This is a genomic window from Streptosporangium sp. NPDC048047 (assembly GCF_040653115.1).
Taxonomy (GTDB): domain Bacteria; phylum Actinomycetota; class Actinomycetes; order Streptosporangiales; family Streptosporangiaceae; genus Streptosporangium.
Genome location: NZ_JBEZNH010000020.1, coordinates 1 through 22,969 on the forward strand (window position 1 = coordinate 1; position 22,969 = coordinate 22,969).

Below are 22,969 nucleotides of genomic sequence, written 5' to 3' on the forward strand. Positions count from 1 at the left end.
TCTCTTCGAGGCCCGACTGGGCCGGAACGTCCTTGCGCCCGGCCTGGCGAGCCGCCTCGACCCGCCCCTTCCACTTCTCGTTGCCCAGCAGCCAGTCGAACGACTCGGTCTGCAGGGCGAGAAGGTCGGGAACCTCAAGCGGTTCCTGGATGCGTGCGAACGACACACGACGGGGACCAGCGGGTACGGCGGAGGCGTTGCGCGAGGCTGCCAACAGATGTCCTTCCGAGGGCTCGCGGCGGACTGACTACACGCACGCCAGACGACCATGCATCGGAGCACCAAAAGAAGCGGGTCGTCAAAGGGCAGCGCAAAGGGGCAGTGTAGCCGAACGGCACACACCTGTCCAGTCCACTCTCGCTGCATGCTCCACGTTGGTCGCAGCATCGCCCGTCAGCGCCGAAACGTCAAGCCCGCGAGCTGACATTTCAGCCGAGGAACGGCCAAGACGCCGGGAGTTCTTCCCGTCGCGAACCACGCGTCACCATCGGCCCCAGGACGATACCCGACGACCCGCCGAGGCTAACGCTCAGTCACACGACGGCTCGAACGCTAGCCCATGCCGGGCCGACGATCGACACTACCGTGGCTCATCTACCCCGCCTGGCACCGAACTCAAACATGAATTTTGCCGACAATTGACCGACGCGCCACGCCGGTCAGGCGGGAGGAGGGGTGCCGAGCAGGGTGGACAGCTCCGCCACCAGCCAGCGCGAACCCTGCTTCACCATGCCGAACCGGGCACGGTTCTGGACGACCTGCCGCCGCGGCTCGCTCTCGCCCGACGGGGTCCTGACCGTGCCGACGTTCGTGAACAGCAGCACGTCCACCCGGCCGGCCCGCGCCGACTCCACCGCCGCGCCCGCGACCGTCACCTGCTGGACCGTGCGTTCCTGCCTGACCTGCGGGGCCAGTGACTTGGCGAGCTGACGGTAGTGCTCGGTGAGGCCGCCCGTGGTGTATCCCGCCGCCCGCGTGAAGTCCTGCTCGATCGTGCGGTAGTCGTACGAGAGCATGTCGGGGGCGGCCAGGCGCGCCGCCGCCAGCGCCTCGCGGCCGTCGGCCTCCTCCTGGCGCAGCCGGCTCAGCTCGCCGTACATGACCCAGGTCACCGCCGCGAGCACGAGCGCGACGGCGCCCAGCGTCGCGGCGACCGTCCGGGATCCACCCCTCATGAGACCTGCTCCACCTTCGACACGAGCCAGCCTCCCGAGGCCCTGGTCAGCTGCATCCGCCACCGGTAGAACTGCTCCCGGGGGGCGCTCTCGCTCCCCTCCCCCCGGACCACCGCGTCGCCGACGACCAGCGCCTCGGCCGTGTCCCCCCGCAGCGAGACGAGCCCGGAGGCGCGCAGCGCCCCGGTCCGCAGGAGCCTGTCCCCGACCGTGGTCTCCCGCAGGGCGGCGGCGTCGCGGACGTACTCCGCCCGCGCCTGCCCCGTCGAGGTGCCGAGGACGCGTCGCATGTCGGCGTCGACGTTCTGGTACCCGACCGACATCAGGGCCATGGCGTGCTCCCCCGCCGCCCTGAGCGCCGCCTCGCGGTCATCGGCCGCCGCCCGGGCCTCCCGCAGGCCCATGCCCGCCCACAGGGCGGCCCCCAGCAGCACCAGGACCAGCGCGCCCAGCACGAGGCCGACGGGCCCCGGGACGCGACGCCGGGAGGCGTCCATCGGCACCGCATCCTCCCCTCCCGGCCCGCGTGACGCGAGCCGGCGGCCGTACGGCGCGGGCCACCGGGCCGGTGAGCCCCGTCGGGCGGATCATAACCCGCCCGCGGCGACGGCCATCGGTCTTTCCCCGCTCCGGGGAGGGCGGAGAAGGCGACGGAGCGGGGGAACCGGGGGAAGCACCCGGGAGCGGAAGGCGGGACGGGCCGGGAAGGGCCGGGAAGGGCCCGGAGACACGAAAAGAGCGGGCCACCGGCACCTGGTGGACCCGCTCTTCTCGCGGTGATACTGCTTACGTGACGGTCTTACTTGACGGTCACGGTGGCGCCGGCGCCCTCAAGGGCGGCCTTGGCCTTCTCAGCCTGCTCCTTGTTGACCTTGCCGTCGAAGACGGGCTTGGGAGCGCCGTCCACGAGGTCCTTGGCCTCCTTCAGGCCCAGGCTGGTCAGGGCGCGGATCTCCTTGATGACCTGGATCTTCTTGTCGCCGGCGGCCTCGAGGATGACGTCGAACTCGTCCTGCTCCTCGGCCTCCTCGGCGGCACCGCCGGCGCCACCGGCGGCCGGGGCGGCCGCGACGGCGACCGGGGCGGCAGCCTTGACGTCGAAGGTCTCCTCGAAGAGCTTCACGAAGTCGGACAGCTCAAGGAGGGTCATCTCCTTGAAAGCGTCGAGCAGCTCGTCGGTGGTGAGCTTCGCCATGGTTTCCTCCGTATGGATCTAAGAACTTAAGAACTGGGACCGCGGTTCGTGTGCGCTAATCCCCCGGGCCGCTTGCGCGGACCTACTCGCCCGCCTCCGCGCGCTTCGCGCGCAGGGCCTCGGCCAGCTGAGCCATGTTGGTGGGCAGCGCGCTGAAGACAGCGGCCGCGTGGCCCTGCTTGGCCTTCAGAGCACCGGCCAGCTTCGCGAGGAGAACCTCACGCGACTCAAGGTCGGCAAGCTTGCTGATCTCGTCCGGCGTCATCGACTTGCCGTCGACGACACCGCCCTTGATGACCAGGAGGGGATTGGCCTTGGCGAAGTCACGCAGACTCTTGGCAGCCTCGACCACGTCGCCCTTGACGAACGCGATCGCCGACGGGCCCGCGAGCAGGCCGTCGAGCTGGTTGATCCCGGCCTCGTTGGCCGCGATCTTGGTCAGCGTGTTCTTCACCACGGCGAACTTCGCATTCTCACCGAGAGAGACGCGCAGCTCCTTGAGCTGCGCGACGGTGAGACCGCGGTACTCGGTCAGAACGGCGGCGCTCGAGCCTTCGAAGCTGCTCTTGAGCTCGGCTACGGCCGTCGCCTTCTCCGCCTTCGCCATGGGCCTCCTTCCAGATGTGCCGCCGGCAAAGGCCCGAGAAAAGAACAAGCCCCGGCGCAGGCGCACGGGGCTCACATAAGGAAGACATTTTCCCAATGGAAACTCACTAGACACCTACGCGGGCCGTCCACGACGTGGATCCTTGGGTCGCCACACCATGAGGCATGACGACGACCGGCGGTCTTCGGCACGGACAGCATACGCCCTGCCGGGGCGTGCGCCAAATCGCCGTACGAACCGTGTCCGCCCCCGGCGCCCTCCCCGGTTCTCCGGGCCCTGCCGGACGTACGGCGGCGCGCCCGGATCCGCACGGCGCCGCCGGGCCCGTACGGCGCGCACAGGCCCGCGGATCGACGCCCGCCCTCGAAGCCGTACGGCCCGTGCCCCGGACCACAGGGGTCCGGGGCACGGGCCGTACGAGAGGCCGGTCGAGCCGGGCGGGGGCGTCAGTTGCCGCCGGTGCGCCCGCGCAGCTCCTCCACCTGCTCGGCGGGGGGAGCCGCGATCTGCACGGGCTCGTTGAAGTTCTTGAAGAGCGCCGTCGCGTTGAACGTGGTGCCCTGCTCCGAGCCGCTCAGCGTGACCTTGCGGGGCAGGCTCTGAGCGTCGGCCCACAGGTCGAACTTCACGTCCTTGACCTGTGCGAGCTGGCGCTGGAGCTGCTCGCGCCTGGCCGGGTCGGCCGCCTGGGCGGCCTTGTCCACCGGGAAGGTGCCGCTGTAGTGGGTGGTCTCCACTCCGCCGACCGTCTCGGTGCCCACCGCCTTGACGTCCTCGGACGTCGTGAGCATCTTGACCGTCCCGGCCAGGTCGAACTGCTGGGCCTGGGTCATGAAGTCACGGATCTTGGCCTGCTCGCCGGATTCGAGATCGGTGAGCGAGACCTTGGCCCACGGCTTGGTCGTGTCGGCGAACTGCCGCAGGGCATCCGACTTCACGTAGACCGAGTCGCCGGTGAGGACCGCGCGCACCCCGCCGGGGACGTTCTGCCCGCCGAAGGTGATCGTGTTCAGCGTGACGTCCGCGGCGAGAGCGGGCTTGCTCTGGTACCGCACGGTGCCCTGGATCTTGCCCGCCCCGTGGTCACCGCCGGTGGTCTCGGCCACCAGATCGGCGGTGTAGGAGGTGGCCTCCTCCGCCTGCCGCGCGCTCTGCAGCACCGCGTCGGCGGCGGCCAGCTTGATGTTCCCGAGGGAGGCGGCACTCGTCCCACCGGATCCGGCGCTCTGCGCACCGCATCCCGTGATCGTGACCAGCGCGGCCGCGCCCAGTGCGACTGCGGGAGCATATCGGCGCATTAATCATCACCCCTTCGTTTCCCCCTCAACTGCCCTCGACATTACGCGGCGAACCTGTCGTCCGCGTCGTCCGGAGGAACGAAGGAAACACGAAGGGCCTCAACCGAATGGCCGATTCGGTTGAGGCCCCAGGTCCGCGTGGATCCCCGCCGCAGCGGGGATCCACGCGGGTTCGCGCGTTCGGAGAGGTGATCGCCGTCAGGCGTCGGCGTCGGCGGCCGCCACCCGCGTCACGTTCGGGTCGACGGGGATGCCGGGGCCCATGGACGTGGTGAAGGCGACCTTCTTGACGTAGCGGCCCTTGGCCGCGGACGGCTTGAGACGCAGCACCTCATCAAGGGCGGCGGCGTAGTTCTCGACGAGCTGACGCTCGGTGAACGACACCTTGCCGATGATGAAGTGCAGGTTCGAGTGCCGGTCGACCCGGAACTCGATCTTGCCGCCCTTGATGTCGGTGACGGCCTTGCCGACGGCCGGGGTGACGGTGCCGGTCTTGGGGTTCGGCATCAGGCCACGCGGGCCGAGCACGCGGCCCAGGCGGCCGACCTTGCCCATGAGGTCGGGCGTGGCGACGACCGCGTCGAAGTCGAGACGGCCCTTGGCGACCTCGTCGATCAGCTCGTCGGCGCCCACGATGTCGGCGCCCGCGGCGCGGGCCTCCTCGGCACGGTCACCGGTCGCGAAGACCAGGACCCGGGCGGTCTTACCGGTGCCGTGCGGGAGGTTGACGGTGCCGCGGACCATCTGGTCGGCCTTGCGGGGGTCGACGCCCAGCCGCAGCGCGACCTCGACGGTCGCGTCGAACTTGGAGACGCTCGTCTCCTTGGCCAGCTTGACCGCCTCGGCGGGGCTGTAGAGGTTCTCGCGGTCGATCTGGGCCGCTGCGTTGCGGTAACCCTTGCTGCGCTTCACTTGCTCACTCCTGGATCCGAGTGTCCGTGGTACGGGCCAGCGCCTGGCCCCTCCACTTGCTTCGAGATTGTGGTGCCGGCGCGACGTCGGCCGCGCCCGCCTCCGGGACTTCCGCGGGACCGCCGGACCTCCTCGGTCCGCGCCCGCTCACGCCCGGCTCGCCGTGACTAGTCGGCGATCGTGATGCCCATCGACCGGGCGGTGCCGGCGATGATCTTCTCGGCCGCCTCGATGTCGTTGGCGTTGAGGTCCTGCATCTTGGTCTGGGCGATCTCGCGCAGCTGGTCGCGGGTCAGCTTGCCGACCTTGTCCTTCTGCGGGACGGCCGAGCCCTTGGCCACACCGGCGGCCTTCTTGATCAGCTCAGGCGCCGGGGGCGTCTTCGTGACGAAGGTGAAGCTGCGGTCCTCGAAGATGGTGATCTCAACGGGGATGATGTTGCCGCGCTGGGCCTCGGTGGCAGCGTTGTACTGCTTCACGAAGTCCATGATGTTGACGCCGTGCGGACCGAGGGCGGTACCGACCGGCGGGGCGGGCGTGGCCTGGCCAGCGGGAAGCTGGACCTTGACCAGTGCCGCGATCTTCTTCTTAGGAGGCATGGTTTTCTCCGGGTCCTCTTCAGGTTGACGCGGCTCCCGCGCAGAGCGTGCGGGAGCATGTCGGCGGGCCGTGCTTCGCGGACACGGCCACCGAACGACTTAGTGTATGTGAACCGGTCAGATCTTCGAGACCTGGTTGAACGACAGCTCAACCGGGGTCTCGCGGCCGAAGATCGACACCAGCACCTTGAGCTTCTGCGACTCGACGCTGATCTCGCTGACCGTCGCGGGAAGTGTCGCGAAGGGGCCGTCCATGACCGTGACGGACTCGCCGACCTCGAAGTCGACGGTCGCGGCGGCGGCCTTGGCGGTCGTCTTCTTGGTCTCCTCGGACGGCTCGGGCGCGAGCAGCTTGGCGACCTCGTCGATGCTCAAGGGGCTCGGCTTGTTGGACAGGCCGACGAAGCCGGTCACGCCGGGGGTGTTGCGCACCGCGGACCATGACTCGTCGGTGAGCTCCATCCGGACGAGGACGTAGCCGGGCAGCACCCGCTCCTTGACGAGCTGACGCTTGCCGCTCTTGACCTCGGTCACGTGATGGGTCGGCACCTCGACCTGGAAGATGTAATCCTCCATGTTGAGGGACTGCGTGCGGGTCTCGATGTTGGACTTCACGCGGTTCTCGTAGCCGGCGTAGGAGTGGATGACGTACCACTCGCCGTACTGGCCCCGCAGCTCGCGCTTGAACTCCTCGACCGGGTCGACGTCGGGAAGGACGTCTCCGTCCTCGTCGACGGCGCCGGCCGGGGCCTCCTCGGCCTCGGTGTCGGCCTCGACGTCAGACTCGGCGGGCTCGACCGGCGAGCTCGCCTCGACGTCGACGGCCTCTTCCGGCTCGCTCACCCGCTCCTCGGGGTGCTCGCCGGCCGTCTGTGAAGACTCGGACACGGTGACTCATTCTCTTTCCGTCGATGGCTATTGACTTACCGCGGTACGACGCGGTGACGAACGCACCCGGAGGCGGATCAGGCTCCGCCGAAGATCCGCAGCACGCCCTCGGTGAGGATCGCGTCGAAACCGGCCACGATCGCGACCATGATCAGAACAAAGACCAGGACGATGACGGTGTAAGAGATGAGCTCCTTGCGCGTGGGCCAGATGACCTTGCGCAGCTCAGCGATGACCTGTCGGTAGAAAAGGGCAGGAGAAGTACGCTTGGCCTTCTTCTCACCGCTCGGCTTGTCTGCGGTTTCGCCGCGCGTGTCGATCGCCACAGTCCTCACCCGAAATCCGTCGTGTCCAACGCATGTCTGCGGCGCGCTAGACGCCCTGATGCGCGGACCGCTCCTCGCAGGGCACGAGGGACTCGAACCCCCAACCGCCGGTTTTGGAGACCGGTGCGCTACCAATTGCGCTAGTGCCCTAAGACATGAACCACCATACATCGGTTGGACCGAAGTTTGTCCGTGGCTCACGGTCTTGACCGCCGATTCACGCGGAAGGCGGTAAGACCATGCCGGAGTCTACGGGTGAATGGCCCGTACGTCGAACCGGGGGACGATCGTCCTGGTCACGCCTCCTTTCCACCCGCCGGGTCGCTCTCCGCCCCGCCCCGGGCGGAGCCGTACGATTTCAGCCCCCGCGAATCCGCCCGGTCCGGCGCGGGCCGCGTCCACATCATGGATGGGCGTCGGGAGGCGGGCCACGGTTCTGTAACCATGGAGCCATGACCCGTCCTCGCATCTCAGCGCGCATCTCCGCGATCTCCGAGTCCGCCACGCTCGCCGTGGACGCCAAGGCCAAGGCCATGAAGGCGGCGGGCCGCCCGGTCATCGGCTTCGGCGCGGGCGAGCCGGACTTCCCGACTCCCGGTTACATCGTCGAGGCGGCCGTCGAGGCGTGCCGGAACCCCCGGTTCCACAAGTACACCCCGGCCGGCGGCCTTCCCGAGCTGAAGCAGGCCGTCGCCGACAAGACGCTCCGCGACTCCGGCTACCGGGTCGAGGCGGCCCAGGTGCTGATCACGAACGGCGGCAAGCAGGCGGTCTACGAGGCGTTCGCCACGCTGCTCGACCCGGGCGACGAGGTCCTGGTCGTCGCGCCGTACTGGACGACCTACCCCGAGGCGATCAAGCTGGCGGGCGGCGTCCAGGTCGACGTCGTGACCGACGAGACCACGGGATACCTCGCGAGCGTCGAGCAGCTGGAGGCGTCCCGCACCGACCGGACCAAGGTCCTGCTGTTCGTCTCGCCGTCCAACCCGACCGGGGCCGTCCACAGCCCCGAGCAGGTCGAGGCGATCGGCCGGTGGGCCGCCGAGCACGACCTGTGGGTCGTCACCGACGAGATCTACGAGCACCTGACGTACGGCGACGCGAGCTTCGTGAGCATCGCCGCCGCCGTCCCCGAGCTCGGCGACAGGGTCGTCGTCCTGAACGGCGTCGCCAAGACCTACGCGATGACCGGCTGGCGGGTCGGCTGGCTGATCGGGCCCAAGGACGTCGTCAAGGCCGCGACAAACCTGCAGTCGCACGCCACCTCCAACGTCTCCAACGTGGCCCAGGCCGCCGCGCTGGCGGCCGTCTCCGGCGACCTGGCGGCCGTGGCGGAGATGCGCGAGGCGTTCGACCGCCGCCGCAGGACCATGGTCCGCATGCTGAACGACATCCCCGGCGTGGTCTGCCCGGAGCCCAAGGGCGCCTTCTACGCGTACCCGTCGGTCAAGGAGCTGCTGGGCCGGGACTTCGGCGGCCGGCGTCCGCAGACGTCCGCCGAGCTCGCCGAGCTGATCCTGGAGGAGGCCGAGGTCGCGCTCGTGCCCGGCGAGGCGTTCGGCACCCCGGGCTACTTCCGGCTGTCCTACGCGCTCGGCGACGACGACCTCGCCGAGGGCGTCAGCCGGATCGCCAAGTTCCTCACCCAGGCGCGCTAGCCGTACGGATCCTCGGCGGGCCGGGCCCGGCCCGCGCCGCCCCCTCACCCGGGGGCGCGCCGGCCGTACGGTGGCCGGCCCCGCCGCGGGACGCCCGGCCGGCGGCCCTGCCCGGGGCACCGGCCGTCCGGCCGCGGGGAGGCGCGTCCCCGCGGCCGGGCCGGGCTCACTCGACGGAAACGCTGACCCCCTCCTCCACGACGGCGGCGGTGTCCGGGCTCAGGACGAGGACGACATCCCCAGTGCAGTAGGGGCCGTTCCAGATGTAGGCGTAGCCGTCGCTCTGGTTGTTGACGTCGAGCGGGAAGACGTCGGAGCCGTAGCAGCCGCTGGGGTCGTAGTAGACCGCTCCGTTGACGATCAGCGCTCCCTGGGCCGCCTGGGCGGGGTGGGAGACGGTCAGCGCGAGCGCCGCGGCCGCGGCGAGGACGCCGAGTGTGGTGGTCACGCGTCTCATGGGTGCCTCCTGCGCGTGCGGGGCCGCCGTCTGCGGCCCGGCCCTCCATAACGTAAAGTAAGCATAAATAGGCGTAGAGTAACCGCATGGTGAAATCCGTCTTTCCCTGGAGCCCCAATCGTCCCTGCTGTCTCCCGTCGCGGGCCGTCCCGACGTACAGTGCGCGGGAGCGCCGCGGGTAGGGCACCATATGGAAATGGCACGTCCCCTGCGCGCACTGCCCAAGGCCCATCTCCACCTGCACTTCACCGGCTCGATGCGGCACACCACCCTGGTGGAGCTGGCCCGCGAGCAGGGCCTGCACCTGCCGGACGCGCTGGTCAGGGACTGGCCTCCGAAGCTGCGGGCGACCGACGAGCGCGGCTGGTTCCGCTTCCAGCGGCTGTACGACATCGCCCGGTCGGTCCTCCAGCGGGAGGACGACGTCTACCGGCTGCTGCGGGAGGCCGCCGAGGACGAGGCGGCGGAGGGGTCGCGCTGGCTGGAGATCCAGGTGGACCCGTCGGGATACGCCCACCGGTTCGGCGGCCTCACCCCGACCCTGGAGCTGATGCTCGACGCCGCGCGCAAGGCCGCCGGGCACGCGGGGATCGGCGTGGCCGTCGTGGTGGCCGCCAACCGCACCCGTCACCCCCTCGACGCCAAGACGCTCGCCCGGCTCGCCTCCCGTCACATGGACCAGGGCGTGGTCGGGTTCGGCCTGTCCAACGATGAGCGCCGGGGCCGGGCCCGCGACTTCGACGGGGCGTTCCGGCTCGCCAAGCGGGCCGGGCTGCTGTCCCTGCCGCACGGCGGGGAGCTGCTGGGCTCCGGCAGCGTGGCCGAGTGCGTCGACCTGCTGGGCGCCGACCGGGTCGGACACGGTGTGCGGGCGGCCGAGTCCGAGCGGCTCATGGAGCGCCTGGCGGAGCGGGGGATCACCTGCGAGGTCTGCCCGTCCTCCAACGTCGGGCTCGGCGTGGCCGAGCGGGCCGAGGACGTGCCGCTGCGGCGGCTGTTCGACGCGGGCGTGTCGATCGCGCTGGGCGCCGACGACCCCCTGCTGTTCGGCTCGCGGCTGCTGCGCCAGTACGAGCTGGCCAGGGAGGTGTACGGCTTCACCGACGCGGAGCTCGCCGAGCTGGCCCGGCAGTCCGTCAGGGCGTCGGCGGCCCCGGAGCACGTGCGCCGGGACCTCCTCGCGGAGATCGACGACTGGCTGGCGTCCCCGGCCTGAGCCGTACGGCGGGACCCGGCGGGGCGGGGCGAAGGTCCCGGGCGGGCCGCGGCGGGCCACGGCGGGCTCCGGGATCCGAGCGGATCCGGCCGGTCGGCGAGGCCCCGGGCCGGAGGGCTCGGCGGCCCCGGCGGGCTCGATGGGCTCAGTGGACCCGGCGGACCCGGCGGACCCGGCGGACCCGGCGGACTCGATGGGCTCAGCGGGCCGACCTGGCGATCTCCAGGGCCCGCCGGAGGTCCGCGACCCCCTCCAGGCGCAGGCCCGTCCGCCCCTTCTGCCAGATGAGGGTCGGGTCCGCCCGGCGGGGACGAGCGGGTGCCTCGCCGACCGCCGTGCGGGGCAGGTAGACCAGGCCGTGCGGGCCCGGGATCCACCATCCCTGCGAGGCTCCGACCGTCACCTGCTCGGGCCAGGGCGGTCCCAGTTCCTTGCGGAAGACCACCTGGAGCACCCCGTCGTACTCGTCCAGCCGGACACCCGGCCAGAGCAGCGACACCACCCGCCCGCCGTCGGCGACCCGTACGTCGGCGGGTTCCTCCAGCCCGGCGGGGACCGAGACGGGGAAGGCCGCCTGCCGCCGGGCCTCCTCCAGCGTGACCCGCCGCTCCCCCGGCAGCGGCGCGGCCACTCCGGCGGGCAGCGGACCGGGGCCGCCGACGCGCAGCTCGATCCCGGCGAACCGCAGGACCCGGGCGACCGCCGCCTGCCCCGCCGGGGTGACCCCCAGGAGGAGGGCGACGGCGACCGCGACCGCGACGGCCGCGCGCCGCCGGGTGACGCGCCCCGGCCCCCGGCCGTCGCCGCGCCGTGCCTGCGCGCGTCGCGCCCCACGGCGGGCGGGCGGCTCCGGGCGCGACCCCGCGCCGGTCGGCGCCCCGGCGGGACGGCCCTCCCCGGCGGCTTCGAGCCGGGCCCGTACGGCCGCCGCCACCTCGGCCGGGGGCGGCGCGGATGTCTCCAGGACCTCTCCCAGGGCCAGGAGCGCGGCCTCGACGCCACCGACGCCATCGGGGGCACCGGGCCTGGCGGCCCGGGAGGGACCGTCATCGGCCGGCACGCGGCCACCGGCTCCGGCGCCCTCGGGCGGGACGCCCCGCTGGGCGTCGTCAGGTGAGGTCACGGTCCACCTCCTCGCGCAGCCGGCGCAGGCCCCGGGAGGTCCGGGACTTGACGGTGCCGACCGGCAGCCCGAGCACCTGCGCGGTCTCGGCCTCGGACAGCTGCAGGAAGTACCGGCAGACGACGGCCTGACGTTCCCGTTCCGGAAGCGTGCGTACCAGGCCGAGGAGGCGGGTGCGCCGGTCGGTGGCGACGGCCGCGTCCTCGGAGCTCTGCGCCGCGCCCGGCGGGTCGAGCTCGGTGACCCGTGCGGTCAGCTCCGCGCGACGGCCCCGGGAACGGGTCAGGTCGTGGGTCTCGTTGGCCACGATCCGCAGCAGCCAGGGGCGGAACGGCGCGTCGCGCCGGAAACCGCCCAGGTGGCGGTACGCCTTGACGAACGCCTCCTGGACGACGTCCTCGGCCTCGTCGCCGGCCCCGAGCATCGCCGCCGTGCGGTGCGCGAGCGCGCTGTAGCGGGCGACCAGGACCTCGTAGGCCGCAAGGTCGCCGTCCAGGGAACGGGCGATCGCCTCGTCGTCGTCCGTCGGGGGGCTCCTTCGGGGGCGCCGCCCCGGGATCGGGGCGGGCCCCAAGATTCCACCGCATCGCGGCGTCCCCGGGAAGCCCCGGACCCGGAGAACCACCGGGACATGCGGAGTCTCCGAGTGCGGGAGAACCCCGGGTGCGGGAGAACCGGGATTCCGGCGAGCCGCTCGGAACGGACGCCGTGCCTCGAATACGGGAGAACCGGGATTCCGGCGAACGACCCGGAACGGACGCGGTGCGAACCCCCGGGCGCGTGGAAGAAGCCCGCGGGCACGCGGAGGCCCTCAGGCTCGTGGCTAATCCTCAGTGGTGAACCCTCAGCCGAGGACAGCCGAGGACATGCGCCCCGCGGACGTCCACGGGCACACGGGCACACGGGCACACGGGCACACGCCGATCGTTCCGGAGCCTCAGCCGAGGGCGTGGAGCACCGCGGAGCCGGGGTCGTCGTCGTACCCCTCGGCGAAGGCGGCGTCGTAGGCGTCGTCACCGAGGAGTTGCCGGGCCGTCCTCTCGGCGACCGTCCCGGGCTCGCACACGCTCTCCCGGCCGGATCCGCGCGCCCCGGACAGGCCGCGCATCCGCTTCTCGGCCCCCTGGAGGCGGGCCGTACGGCGGGCGTCGCCCTGGATCGAGGCGATCACCGCGAGCTGGCCCAGGGTCTCCGCCGCGCCCGCCGTGTCGCGCAGACGCCACCGGGCGGCGAGCGACCGTCCGGCCGCCCGCGCCGCCTCGTCGGCCTCGCCGAGGCCGAGCCGGGCGATGGACAGCACGTGATCGCACTGGGCGCGGGCCCAGAGCTCGCCGCGGGCCTCGCACAGCCGCCCGGCCTCCTCCAGCACGGTGACCGCCCGGGCGAACTCACCGCGCCAGGTGTCCGCGATCGCCGCGACCACCAGGGCGAGCGGCTCGCCGACGGTCATCACCCCGGCACGATGGAAATGCTCGCGGGCCCGCCGTACGGCGGGCCGTACCTCGCCGAGGGCGCCGGTGAGCAGCGCCTGGCAGGCCAGTGCCAGGCGGGCGTGCCCCGCGGCCGCGTGGTCGGACCAGTCGCGGGCGGCCGACAGCGCCGTCTCGGCCCTGCGGTGGGCGCGCTCCGAATCTCCCTGGGCGGCGGCCACGCACGCGTCGGCCCACAGGAGCCGGGGCAGGCCGGGGTCGGCCACCGGCGCGGCGGCGATCGCCCATCCCAGGTGGCGGCGGCCCTCGTTCAGCCGGCCCAGGCAGTGCCAGACGATCCACAGGGCCCCGGCGAGCTCGGCGGACAGCGGATCGGACGGTGAGCCGAGCACGCGGCGCAGGTCGGGCAGCGAGAACCGCAGGCGGGCGGCCCACTCCTCCTGCGCCGGGCCGTACCATCCGGCTTCGGCGCGACGGGCCAGGCCGAGGTGGTGGTGGCGGTGCCGCCGGACCGTGCGGTCCTCCTCCCCGAGCCGGGCCAGGCGTTCCGCGCCGTACTCCCTGACCGGTTCCGGCTGCCGGTAGCCGCCGGGGACCGGGGTGAGCAGTCCCTTGGCCGCGAGGCCGGTCAGCAGGTCCGGCACGTCGGTGAGACGTTCGTCGCCGCACACCCACCGGGCGGACTCCGGGTCGATGGGCCCGGCGAAGACAGACAGGCGGGCCCAGAGCAGCCGTTCGGCCGGGGAGCAAGACTCGTGACTCCAGTCGATCACGGCGCGCAGCCGCTGGGGTCGGAAGAAGGGCGGCTGGACGGCCGATCGGGAATCGAACCGCTCCTCCAGCCGGTCGGCGAGCCACTCCACAGGTCCCGCCGGAAGAGACGCGGTGGAAGGCGAAGCGGCCGGGCCGGTGGGAGCGGGGCCGGGAAGAGGCCGAGCGTCCGGGCCGGTGGAGCGCGGAGCCGCAGGGAGGGAGCCGGTGCGGGACGGAGTGGCCGGGCCGGTCGGACGTGGGTTCGCGGGGAGGGAGCCGATGCGAGGCGGGGCCGCCAGGAGCTGCCCGGCGGCGAGTTCCAGGGCGAGCGGGACGCCTCCGAGCAGCCGGCAGATCCGCTCGGCGGCCCCGATCTCCGCCTCGCCCGTCACCATGCCGGGCGCCACCGCCTCGGCCCGGTCGAGGAAGACCCGGAGCGCCTCGTCGGTCGCGGCCTCGGCCGGGTACGGGTCCGGGTTCCGCCGCGCCGGGGGCCACGGGTCCGAAGTCCACGGGGCGAAGGCCCACGAGGCGGGGGGTCTCGAAGCCGGGGCCCGCGGGATCGGGGGACGGAACGGTTCCACGGGAAGCACCGCCTCGTGCGGCAGTCCGAGCGGCTGCCGGGAGGTGAGCAGGAGGCGCACGCCCGGCGCCTCGGCCCGGATGCGGGCGGCGAGCCCGCGGCAGGCGGTGGCGAGCCGGTCGCAGGAGTCGAGGACCAGCAGGAGGTGTTTGCTCGCCAGGAACTCGACGAGCAGGTCGTCCTGCGGCCGGGCCGACCGCTCGGGCATGCCCATGACGGCCGCGACGGCGTGCGGGAGCAGGCCGCCGTCGCGTTCGCCTGACAGTTCCACCAGCCAGGCGCCGTCCCGGTGGAAGTCCCGGCACTCCGCCGCGGCCCTGAGGGCGATCCGCGTCTTGCCGACGCCCGCCGCGCCGGTGAGCGTGACCGATGAGGTTTCGGCCAGGAGTTTCAGCGCTTTCGTGACCTCGGCCTGGCGTCCGACGAAACCGTTCGGTTCCGCGGGCAGGTTCCCTCGCCACCATGGATGGGGTTCCACCGGTTCGCGCTCCCTCCTGCTGAACGTGCGTCGTTCAGGCATCGCATCCCGTCAGGGTCACGGACCGGGTCTCAGGCCCCTTTCCGGTGGGGGTTTCCTTCTCCTGCGGCGCAAATCTCACCGCCGCACCGAGGCCGAACTTCCCCCCACGCGTAGGGAAATTACGGAAACATCCCTTTTGCCGGACCAGGGCGACGGCCCGCCGGATCCGACGGCCCTGAACGGGGAACCCAGGGGAGGTCGGGTTCGGGGAGGCCGGCCAGGGTCGGCGAAGGTCGGCGAGGCTCGGACACGGGAAGGGTCGGGCCAGGGCCGAAAAGCACCTGGTTCGAGAGGATCGGAGCCGGGAGATCAGTCCCGGGAGGATCAGCCCCAGGAGGGTCGGCCCCGGGAGATCGGGGCCGGGAGATCAGTCCCGGAAGGATCGGAGCCGGGAGATCGGGACCGGAAGGATCGGGGCCGGGAGATCGGGACCGGAGGTCAGGCTCGGGAGGAGGCGCGTCCGGTGGGCGGGTGCACGCCGTCTCCGACCTTCCGGATCAGCGCCACGGCGGTCTCCGGGGCCGTGGCCAGCCCCCGGGCGAACGCCCGGTCGTGCGCGGCGTCCCCCGCGAGCGCCCGGGCCTTCCGCTCCGTCCGCTCCCACCCGACGGCGAAGCCTGGCGTGCCGTGGACCGGCCCGCCGTTCGCCGCGGTGCCCGAGTCCTCCCGCGCCCGCCGGGACGCCCCCAGCAGCCAGGCGGCCCGCCGCCCGTCACCGCGGCGCGCCGCCACCGCGGCGAGCTGCTCCATCGCCAGGGCGGCGCCGGTCCCGTCGCCCAGGCGCCACCTGGCGTCGAGCGCCGTCCGCGCACAGGTCTCGGCCGCGTCGGCGTCCCCCCGGCCCAGTTCGGCCAGCGAGCGCACCTGCTCGCCCTCCGCGCGCGTCCACAGCTCACCGCGCACGGCGCGGCGCGCCCGCCGGTCGAGTATCGCCACCGCCCGGTCGAACGCCCCCTGCGCGCACAGGATCCGGGCGAGCGTCACCTCGGCGAGAGCGAGACCGATGTCGTCCCGGACGTCCCGGGCGGCCCGCCCGAGCAGTTCGAACGCCGCGACCGCGAGGCGTCCGGCCTCCCCCGGGTCGCCGAGGGCGAGGGCGGCCGCCGCGGCGCACTGCAGCGCCCGCCCCGCGATGTCCGGGTCGTCCCCGGCCGTCGCGGCCTCGTACGCCTCCGCGGCTCCGGCGTGGGCGGCCGCCGCGTCGCCGGCGGTGAGGGCCGTCTGCGCCCGCGCCCACAGGGCCAGGGTCCGCGCCGGCCCCGGCCGGGTGTGACGGAGCAGCGAGCGGTCGAGGTAACGGCGGCCCGGACCGGCCAGGCCGAGGCAGCACCAGGCGAACCAGAGCGCGCCGGGCAGGTCGGGCTCGTCACCGCGGTCGAGGGCCGCCCGCAGGTTGGGCAGTTCCCTGTGGGCCCAGACGGCCCATTCCCGCTGGCGCGGGCCGTACCACTCGGCTCCGGCACGACGCGCGGCGGCGAGGTAGTGGTCGCGGTGGCGGCGGAGGAGGACGTCCTCCTCACCCAGGCGGCGCAGCCATTCCCCGCCGTAGTCGCGGGTCATGCCGAGCATCCGGTAACGGCCTCCCCTGGTCTCCAGCAGGGAGGCCTCCGCCAGCCGGGCCAGCGGCGGGTCGGCGAGCGCCTCGTCGCCGCACACCGCACGCGCGTCACCGGCGCCGAACTCTCCGGGGAACACCGACAACCGGGCCCAGAGCAGGCGCTCGATGGGGGAGCACAGTTCGTGGCTCCAGCCGACCGCGGTGCGCAGCGTCCGATGCCGCCCGAACGGCGCGGGGCCGCCGCCGGTGAGCAGCCCGAGGCGGTCGTCCAGCCGTTCGGCGACCTGCCGGGCCGACAGCGCCCGCAGCCGCCGGGCGGCGAGTTCGATGGCGAGCGGGACGCCGTCCAGCAGCCGGCAGATCCGGGTCGCCTCCGCCTCGTCGAGGGTGATGCCGGGCACCGCCGCGCGGGCCCGCTCGGTGAGCAGCCGCACCGCGTCGGAACCGGGGCCGCTCGCGTCCAGGGGCCCGACCCGCAGGACCCGCTCACCGGGCACACCGAGCGGGCGGCGACAGGTGGCGATCACCCGGACGTGCGGGGCCCGGGCCAGGACCACGTGCAGCAGCTCCGCGCAGGCGCCGGCCAGGTGGTCGCAGGTGTCCAGGACCAGCAGCATCCGCCGGTCGGCGAGGAAGTCGGCCAGCACCTCGGCCTGGGGCCGGGCCGCCTGCTCGGGCAGGCCGAGGGCCGCGGCGACCCGATGACCGACGAGTGCGCCGTTCTGCTCGGCCGACAGCTCGGCGAACCACGCCCCGCCGGGAAAGGAGCCGCCGAGCACACCGGCCGCCCTGAGCGCGAGCCTGGTCTTGCCCACCCCGGCGGCGCCGGTGAGGGTCACCAGCGGCGACCGGGCCACCAGCGCGGCGATCTCCCCGAGCTCCTCGCGCCGCCCGACGAGGCTGCTGATCTCCGCCGGGACGTTCCCCCGGCGCGTGCGCGTCTCCCCCACCGCTTCGCACCCCCCGCGTGAGGTGGCAAGCCAACCACGGAAGCGGCGGCGGAGCCGACCCGAGCCGGCGGCGACGGTTACGGATTCTTCTCCCCCAGCGCATATTCGACGGCGAAGCCCAGTTCAAAGGCCATTCCCTCGGTGAATCGGGTGTCGAATCCTGCACCGCCGAGCGCCCGGACGGCCTCCGACACGGCCCACCGGCGGATCATGGCGTCGATCGGCCGGCAGGCCGCCGGCGACTCCGGTGACTCCCGGGAGCCGCCGAGGTCGCGGACGGACCGGGCGGACCGGGCCGCTCCCAGCAGCCCGGCCGCCACGCGCCCGCCGGCGGCCTCCGCCCCCGTGTTCCCGGCCGGCACGCCCGGGTCGGCGTCTCCCGGCCGCCCGCCATCGGCGTCCGTCGCGCCCGTCGTGCCCGCCGCGTTCCCGGCCGTCCCCGGCGCTTCTCCCATCACGCCCGGCGGGGCGGTGACCGTCCAGGCGACCAGTTCGAGGCAGGCCGCCGTCAGGAGCGGGTCCCCCAGCCGCCACGCCCCGGCCAGCGCCGCCCGTGCGTGGCGCGCCGCCGTACGGCCGCGGTTCCCTGTCCGCTCGATCCAGGCCAGGGCGTACTCCGTGTGGACGCGGCCCCATTCCCCGCCGGGGTCGTCACGCGGCCGCCGGTCCCGGGCCAGGGTCTCCGCGGCCTCCGCCGTACGGCCGGCGGCCAGCAGGCTCAGGGCGGCCAGCGCGTGGCAGGCCGGTGGCCCCGGGGACATCCCGCCGGCCGCCTGCCGGTCCGCGGCCCGGCGGAACAGCCCGGCGGCACGGGTGAACTCGCGACGCGCCAGGGCGATCAGCCCCTCGGCATGGAGCGCGTGACCGGTGGCACGACCGTCGCGGTCCTCCGCGCGCAGCCGGTCGAGCAGCCGTCCGGCGGTCTCCGGTCGCCCCTGGCGCAGGGCCACCCACGCCCGGGCCCACAGGACGCGGAACCGCTCCGGGCCGGGTTCGGCGTGCGCCCGAAGCGCCGCGTCCAGGCAGTGGCGGCCCTCGTCCGGCAGGTCGCAGCAGATCCACAGGAACCACAGGGAGCCGGCCAGCGCCGCACCGGCCCGCGACCGCGCGGGATCGGCCAGGCACAGGTCGAGCGCCGCGCGGAGGTTGTGCCGCTCGGCACGCATCCGCCCGGCCCACTCGGCCTGCCCCGCGGGCCACTCCTCGGCGCAGCGCCCGGCCAGGTGAAGGTAGTGGTCACGGTGACGGCCCCCGACCTCATCGGTCTCCCCCAGCCGAAGCAGCCATTCGGCGCCGAACTCCCGGACGGTGTCCAGCATGCTCAGCCGCGTCCCGGCCGGGTGCTCCTCCCGCCGCACGAGAGACTGGTCGGCCAGCCCGGTCAGCGCGTCGAGCACCGCCCCGGCCGGGAGCGGCCCGCCCGCGCAGACCCGCTCGGCCACCTCCAGGTCGAATCCGCCTCGGAAGACGGACAGCCGAGCCCACAGCAGTCGCTCGATCGGATCGCACAGCTCGTGACTCCGGCCCACGGCCGCGTGCATCGACCGGTGCCGTACCGGGCCGTCGCCGCGGGGCGGCCCGGTGTGGCGGTCGTCCAGGGGCCGTGCGAGCAGCGCGGGCGAGAACGCGGACGACATGGCGCTCAGCCGTACGGCGGCCAGCTCGACGGCCAGCGGGATCCGGTCGAGCCGCTCGCAGAGCGCGGCCAGCCCGTCCGGGTCCGGGTCCAGGCCCGGGTTCGGGCCGGAGCGTGGGCCCGGGGCGGGACCGGTGCCGGGATCGGAGCCGGGGCCGGGAACGGGGAAGGGCGCCGGGGCGGGGCCGCCGATGGCCGCGCGGTCGCGTAGCAGGGCCACCGCGTCCTCGGTCCGCATCGGCGGGACGGGGTAGACGTGCTCGCCCGGCGGGCCCAGCGGCCGGCGGGAGGTGGCGAGCACGCGCAGGCGCGGCGCGGCCTCCAGCAGGGCGACCGCCAGGAGGGCCACCGGCTCTGCCAGGTGCTCGCAGGTGTCGAACACGAGCAGCGACCCGCGGGGGTCCAGCCGCGCGGCGAGCGCCTCCGGCCCCGGCGCGGCGAACTCGTCGGCCGGCGCGGCGGGCCCGTCGCCCGGCACGAGGCCCAAGACGGCGGCGACGGCCCGTGGCAGCTCGTACGGATAGGTCAGCGAGGACAGGTCCGCGATCCGGAAGCCGCCGGGGATCTCCGCCCCGATCAGCCCGGCCACACGGCGTGCCAGCCGGGTCTTCCCCACGCCGCCCGGCCCGGTGAGCGTGACCAGGCGGGCCCGCCGTACCAGGCGGGTCACCTGTTCCGTCTCGGCGTGACGGCCGACGAAGGTGGTTTCCGTGACTCCTCCGCTCACCGGAGGGAACGGGCTTTTCGCCTCCCTGGCCGAGGTGGACGGCGGGCAGGGCCCCCTGCCCGCCCGGGACGCAGGGAACCGTACCAGGAGCACGGTCCCGCCGCCGGGCGAACCGCGGCCGGGCCGGGTGACGAGCCGAGTGACGAGCCGGGTGACGGGCCGGGTGACGGGTGGTCGCGCGGGAACCCGGCCGGAGCCGTGCGCCCGGAGCGGGAGCCGCTCGGGGACCCGCACCCGGGGATGCGGAAGCCGGGCGGAGACGGGGGCCCGGGGATGCGGAAGCCGGGCAGGGGTGCGCGTCCGGGAGGTCGCGGCCCGTTCGCGAGGCCGCCCCGGGCGACGGCCACTAGACTCTGAGGCTGTCCATGGCCGCGTGCCCCAGACCGGTGCCGCGGCTCCTGAGTGATCGAGCTGGACGGAACCTCATGTCTGGGTATGACCGCGTAGTGCAACCCGCGGCCGGCGACGAGGCCCTGGAGAACCACCTGGGTGGGGACGAGGCCAGGAACTACCGGCAGTACGAGTTCGACATGGTCGCCCCGCACGTGGGCCGGTCCATGCTGGAGATCGGTTCCGGCCTCGGGCACTTCGCCGAGCAGTTCCTGCCCCGGCTCGACCGCCTGGTGGTCAGCGACTTCGACCCCTACTGCGTGGAGCAGCTCAAGAAGCGCTTCGCCGGCCGCGACGACATCGACGTGCTGAAGTTCGGCCTGCCGACCGACATCCCGATCGGTGAGAAGGTCGACACCGTCGTGATGATGAACGTCCTGGAGCACATCGAGGAGGACGTCGAGGCGCTCCGCTCCCTGGCCGCGGTGACCGCCCCCGGCGGGCGGATCGTCATCTGGGTCCCGGGTTACATGCAGCTCTACGGAGACTTCGACCGCAAGGTCGGCCACGTCACCCGCTACACCCCCTCCACCCTGCGCAGCACGGTCTCCCGGGCGGGCCTGGACATCGACGTGCTCAAGCCGATCAATTTCCTCGGCGGCATCGCCTGGTGGGCCGCGGTCCGCCGCGGCGGCGTGGGCTACCCCGACCCCCGGCTGGTGAAGATCTACGACCGCACGGTGGTGCCCACCACCCGCTTCATCGAGCGCTTCATCCGCCCGCCCTTCGGGCAGACGGTCTTCTGCGTCGCCCGCGTGCCGCGGTAGGACGACCCGGCCGGGCCCGCCACAGGGTGACCTGGTCTTTCTCCGCTCTGTTACCGGGGCGTAACCTCGAAGCATCCGCGTCCGAGGAGGTCAGCATGACCGATTACGCCAAGGCACGTGAGGTGGCCGAGCAGGCCCGGGAGAAGGAGTGGACCCGGCCCAGCTTCGGCAGGCAGCTCTTCCTGGGCGACTTCCGCCTCGATCTGGTCCATCCGGCGCCGGTCCCGCCGGAGGCCGAGTCCGAGAAGGGCGAGCGGTTCCTGCACGCCCTGCGGCGTTTCCTAGAGACACGGGTGGATCCGGCGCTGATCGAGCGGACCGCCCGGATACCCGACGAGGTGATCAAGGATCTCGCGCAGCTCGGCGCGTTCGGGATCACCATCGAGGAACGGTACGGCGGGCTCGGGCTGAGCCACCTCGACTACGGCCGGGCGCTGATGCTCGCCGGGTCCTGCAACCCGGCACTCGGCACGCTGCTGTCGGCGCACCAGTCGATCGGGGTGCCCAAGCCGCTCAAGCAGTTCGGCACCGAGGAGCAGAAGCGGGCCTTCCTGCCCCGCTGCGCGAAGGGCGAGGTGTCGGCGTTCCTGCTGACCGAGCCCGACGTCGGCTCCGATCCGGCGCGGCTCGCCACCACGGCCGAGCGGGACGGCGACGACTACGTGCTGGACGGCGTGAAGCTGTGGACGACCAACGGGGTCGTCGCGAGCCTGCTGGTCGTGATGGCCCGCACCGAGCGGGGGATCTCCGCGTTCGTCGTCGAGGCCGACACCCCCGGGATCACGGTCGAGCGGCGCAACGCCTTCATGGGCCTGCGAGGCATCGAGAACGGTGTGACCAGGTTCCACCGGGTACGCGTCCCGGCGGCCAACCTTATCGGCCGGGAGGGCCAGGGCCTGAAGATCGCGCTGACCACGCTCAACACCGGGCGGCTCTCCCTGCCCGCCGTCTGCGCCGGGATCGCCAAGTGGGCGGTCAAGATCTCCAGGGAGTGGAGCGAGGCGCGGGTGCAGTGGGGCCGGCCGATCGGCGGGCACGAGGCGGTCGCCACCAAGATCGGCTTCATCGCGGCCACGGCCTACGCCCTGGAGGCGGTGACGAACCTGTCGTGCCGGCTGGCCGACGACGCGCGCAACGACATCCGGATCGAGGCGGCGCTGGCCAAGCTGTACGCCTCGGAGATGGCCTGGCGGGTGGCCGACGAGCTGGTCCAGATCCGCGGCGGACGCGGCTACGAGACGGCCGAGTCGCTGGCCGCGCGGGGCGAGCGCGGCGTCCCGGCCGAGCAGCTGCTCCGCGACCTGCGGATCAACCGGATCTTCGAGGGCTCCACCGAGATCATGCACCTGCTGATCGCCCGCGAGGCGGTGGACGCCCACCTGTCGGCCGCCGGCGGGCTGATCGATCCGTCCCTGGACACGGCGGCGCGGCTCCGCGCCGCGGCGAAGGCGGGCGGGTTCTACGCGCGGTGGCTGCCGACGCTGGTCACGGGTCCGGGCAGCGTCCCCGGCTCCTACGCGGAGTTCGGGCCGCTGGCCGCGCACCTGCGCTACGTGGAGCGGACGAGCCGCCGGCTGGCCCGGTCCACCTTCTACGGCATGTCCCGCTGGCAGGGGAGGCTGGAGCACCGGCAGGGCTTCCTGGGCCGGATCGTGGACATCGGCGCCGAGCTGTTCGCGATCACCGCGACGTGCGTCCGGGCCCGGGAGGACGCCGCCGACCTGGGCGTCAGGGCCGTCGAGCTCGCCGACGCCTTCTGCCACCAGGCGCGGCTCCGCGCCGACGCGCTGTTCGACCGGCTGTGGGACAACACCGACTCCCGTGACGCGCGGCTGGCCGCGCGGGTGCTGGAGGACCGCTACACGTTCCTGGAGGAGGGGATCCTCGACCCCTCGATCGAGGGCCCGTGGATCGCGTCCGCCGAGCCGGGCCCGTCGTCCGCGGAGAACCTGCACCGGCCGATCCGCTGAAGGCCACCGGGAGCACCGGCCGCCGGGGATCACCGGGGACGTCGGACCGCGGAGGCCGGAGGAGATCAGGGGAGATCGGAGCCGTTCCCCGGACCGGCCCGGGGGACGGCGTCCCGGCCCCGGACCGGTCCCGGGCCGTCGCATCCCGGGCCGCCGCGATAAATGGATTGCACCGTACGGCGGGCCCGCCGTACGGTGGCCGTATGTGGATCAACTCCTAGAAGCCGGCGT

The 22,969-nt window shown here is 73.3% G+C and carries 20 protein-coding genes and 1 tRNA gene; 4 read left to right on the forward strand and 17 right to left on the reverse strand.

Features of this window, described 5'->3' with window-relative positions; all coding sequences use genetic code 11:
* The 11 genes from AB0D67_RS18955 to AB0D67_RS19005 form a co-directional block, all read right to left on the reverse strand.
* Positions 1 to 214, reverse strand: a 214-nt coding sequence (locus tag AB0D67_RS18955; RefSeq protein WP_362936761.1) for a hypothetical protein, incomplete at its 3' end; no start/stop codon positions are given.
* 445 nt (positions 215 to 659) lie between these two features.
* Entirely contained in the window at positions 660 to 1,175 is a 516-nt protein-coding gene (locus AB0D67_RS18960; RefSeq protein WP_362936764.1) for a hypothetical protein, read from the reverse strand.
* On the reverse strand, positions 1,172 to 1,672 hold the full coding sequence (locus AB0D67_RS18965) for a hypothetical protein (protein ID WP_362937115.1): 501 nt from the start codon (positions 1,670 to 1,672) through the stop codon (positions 1,172 to 1,174). Before AB0D67_RS18965 ends, AB0D67_RS18960 begins: the two co-directional genes overlap by 4 nt.
* A gap of 302 nt (positions 1,673 to 1,974) precedes the next feature.
* Positions 1,975 to 2,370, reverse strand: coding sequence for a 50S ribosomal protein L7/L12 (gene rplL, locus AB0D67_RS18970; RefSeq protein ID WP_362936767.1), 396 nt, complete (start codon positions 2,368 to 2,370; stop codon positions 1,975 to 1,977).
* 82 nt (positions 2,371 to 2,452) lie between these two features.
* Positions 2,453 to 2,977 (reverse strand): 50S ribosomal protein L10, encoded by a 525-nt coding sequence (rplJ, locus tag AB0D67_RS18975; RefSeq protein WP_362936770.1) that lies wholly within the window; start codon positions 2,975 to 2,977, stop codon positions 2,453 to 2,455.
* Positions 2,978 to 3,423: 446 nt separating this feature from the next.
* Positions 3,424 to 4,275, reverse strand: coding sequence for a DUF1396 domain-containing protein (locus AB0D67_RS18980; RefSeq protein ID WP_362936773.1), 852 nt, complete (start codon positions 4,273 to 4,275; stop codon positions 3,424 to 3,426).
* A 198-nt stretch (positions 4,276 to 4,473) separates the two neighbouring features.
* The gene (gene rplA / locus AB0D67_RS18985; RefSeq protein ID WP_362936776.1) at positions 4,474 to 5,187 is read right to left on the reverse strand and encodes a 50S ribosomal protein L1; all 714 of its coding nucleotides are present in this window, start codon (positions 5,185 to 5,187) and stop codon (positions 4,474 to 4,476) included.
* A gap of 167 nt (positions 5,188 to 5,354) precedes the next feature.
* On the reverse strand, positions 5,355 to 5,786 hold the full coding sequence (gene rplK, locus AB0D67_RS18990; protein WP_362936779.1) for a 50S ribosomal protein L11: 432 nt from the start codon (positions 5,784 to 5,786) through the stop codon (positions 5,355 to 5,357).
* 117 nt (positions 5,787 to 5,903) lie between these two features.
* Entirely contained in the window at positions 5,904 to 6,674 is a 771-nt protein-coding gene (nusG, locus tag AB0D67_RS18995; RefSeq protein ID WP_362936782.1) for a transcription termination/antitermination protein NusG, read from the reverse strand.
* 77 nt (positions 6,675 to 6,751) lie between these two features.
* Positions 6,752 to 7,000, reverse strand: coding sequence for a preprotein translocase subunit SecE (secE, locus tag AB0D67_RS19000; protein ID WP_362936785.1), 249 nt, complete (start codon positions 6,998 to 7,000; stop codon positions 6,752 to 6,754).
* A 77-nt stretch (positions 7,001 to 7,077) separates the two neighbouring features.
* Positions 7,078 to 7,150 (reverse strand) — tRNA-Trp (locus tag AB0D67_RS19005).
* Between the two features lie 302 nt (positions 7,151 to 7,452).
* Between AB0D67_RS19005 and AB0D67_RS19010 the strand changes: the two genes are divergently transcribed.
* Complete coding sequence (locus AB0D67_RS19010; protein WP_362936788.1) at positions 7,453 to 8,658, forward strand: pyridoxal phosphate-dependent aminotransferase; 1,206 nt, start codon at positions 7,453 to 7,455, stop codon at positions 8,656 to 8,658.
* A gap of 166 nt (positions 8,659 to 8,824) precedes the next feature.
* Here the strand turns inward: AB0D67_RS19010 and AB0D67_RS19015 are convergent, their stop codons facing one another.
* Positions 8,825 to 9,115, reverse strand: a complete 291-nt coding sequence (locus AB0D67_RS19015) for a hypothetical protein (RefSeq protein WP_362936791.1) — start codon at positions 9,113 to 9,115, stop codon at positions 8,825 to 8,827.
* A gap of 196 nt (positions 9,116 to 9,311) precedes the next feature.
* Here AB0D67_RS19015 and AB0D67_RS19020 point away from each other — a divergent pair, with 196 nt between their 5' ends.
* A complete protein-coding gene (locus AB0D67_RS19020) occupies positions 9,312 to 10,331 on the forward strand; it encodes an adenosine deaminase (RefSeq protein ID WP_362936794.1) in 1,020 nt (339 codons plus the stop codon).
* A gap of 199 nt (positions 10,332 to 10,530) precedes the next feature.
* Here the strand turns inward: AB0D67_RS19020 and AB0D67_RS19025 are convergent, their stop codons facing one another.
* From AB0D67_RS19025 to AB0D67_RS19045, 5 genes are all read right to left on the reverse strand, one after another.
* Entirely contained in the window at positions 10,531 to 11,454 is a 924-nt protein-coding gene (locus tag AB0D67_RS19025) for a hypothetical protein (RefSeq protein ID WP_362936797.1), read from the reverse strand.
* Positions 11,441 to 12,028 carry an RNA polymerase sigma factor gene (locus AB0D67_RS19030; protein WP_362936800.1) on the reverse strand — a complete coding sequence of 196 codons (588 nt, stop codon included), beginning with the start codon at positions 12,026 to 12,028 and terminating at the stop codon, positions 11,441 to 11,443. The genes AB0D67_RS19025 and AB0D67_RS19030 overlap by 14 nt, the downstream gene beginning before the upstream one ends.
* A gap of 363 nt (positions 12,029 to 12,391) precedes the next feature.
* Positions 12,392 to 14,698, reverse strand: a complete 2,307-nt coding sequence (locus AB0D67_RS19035) for a hypothetical protein (RefSeq protein WP_362936803.1) — start codon at positions 14,696 to 14,698, stop codon at positions 12,392 to 12,394.
* A 480-nt stretch (positions 14,699 to 15,178) separates the two neighbouring features.
* Positions 15,179 to 17,248 carry a LuxR family transcriptional regulator gene (locus AB0D67_RS19040; RefSeq protein WP_362936806.1) on the reverse strand — a complete coding sequence of 690 codons (2,070 nt, stop codon included), beginning with the start codon at positions 17,246 to 17,248 and terminating at the stop codon, positions 15,179 to 15,181.
* A 77-nt stretch (positions 17,249 to 17,325) separates the two neighbouring features.
* A complete protein-coding gene (locus tag AB0D67_RS19045; RefSeq protein ID WP_362936809.1) occupies positions 17,326 to 19,611 on the reverse strand; it encodes an AAA family ATPase in 2,286 nt (761 codons plus the stop codon).
* A gap of 446 nt (positions 19,612 to 20,057) precedes the next feature.
* Between AB0D67_RS19045 and AB0D67_RS19050 the strand changes: the two genes are divergently transcribed.
* Together AB0D67_RS19050 and AB0D67_RS19055 are read left to right on the forward strand one after the other, a co-directional pair.
* Entirely contained in the window at positions 20,058 to 20,768 is a 711-nt protein-coding gene (locus tag AB0D67_RS19050; protein WP_362936812.1) for a methyltransferase, read from the forward strand.
* 95 nt (positions 20,769 to 20,863) lie between these two features.
* A complete protein-coding gene (locus AB0D67_RS19055) occupies positions 20,864 to 22,738 on the forward strand; it encodes an acyl-CoA dehydrogenase family protein (RefSeq protein WP_362936815.1) in 1,875 nt (624 codons plus the stop codon).
* Positions 22,739 to 22,969 lie beyond the last annotated feature (231 nt).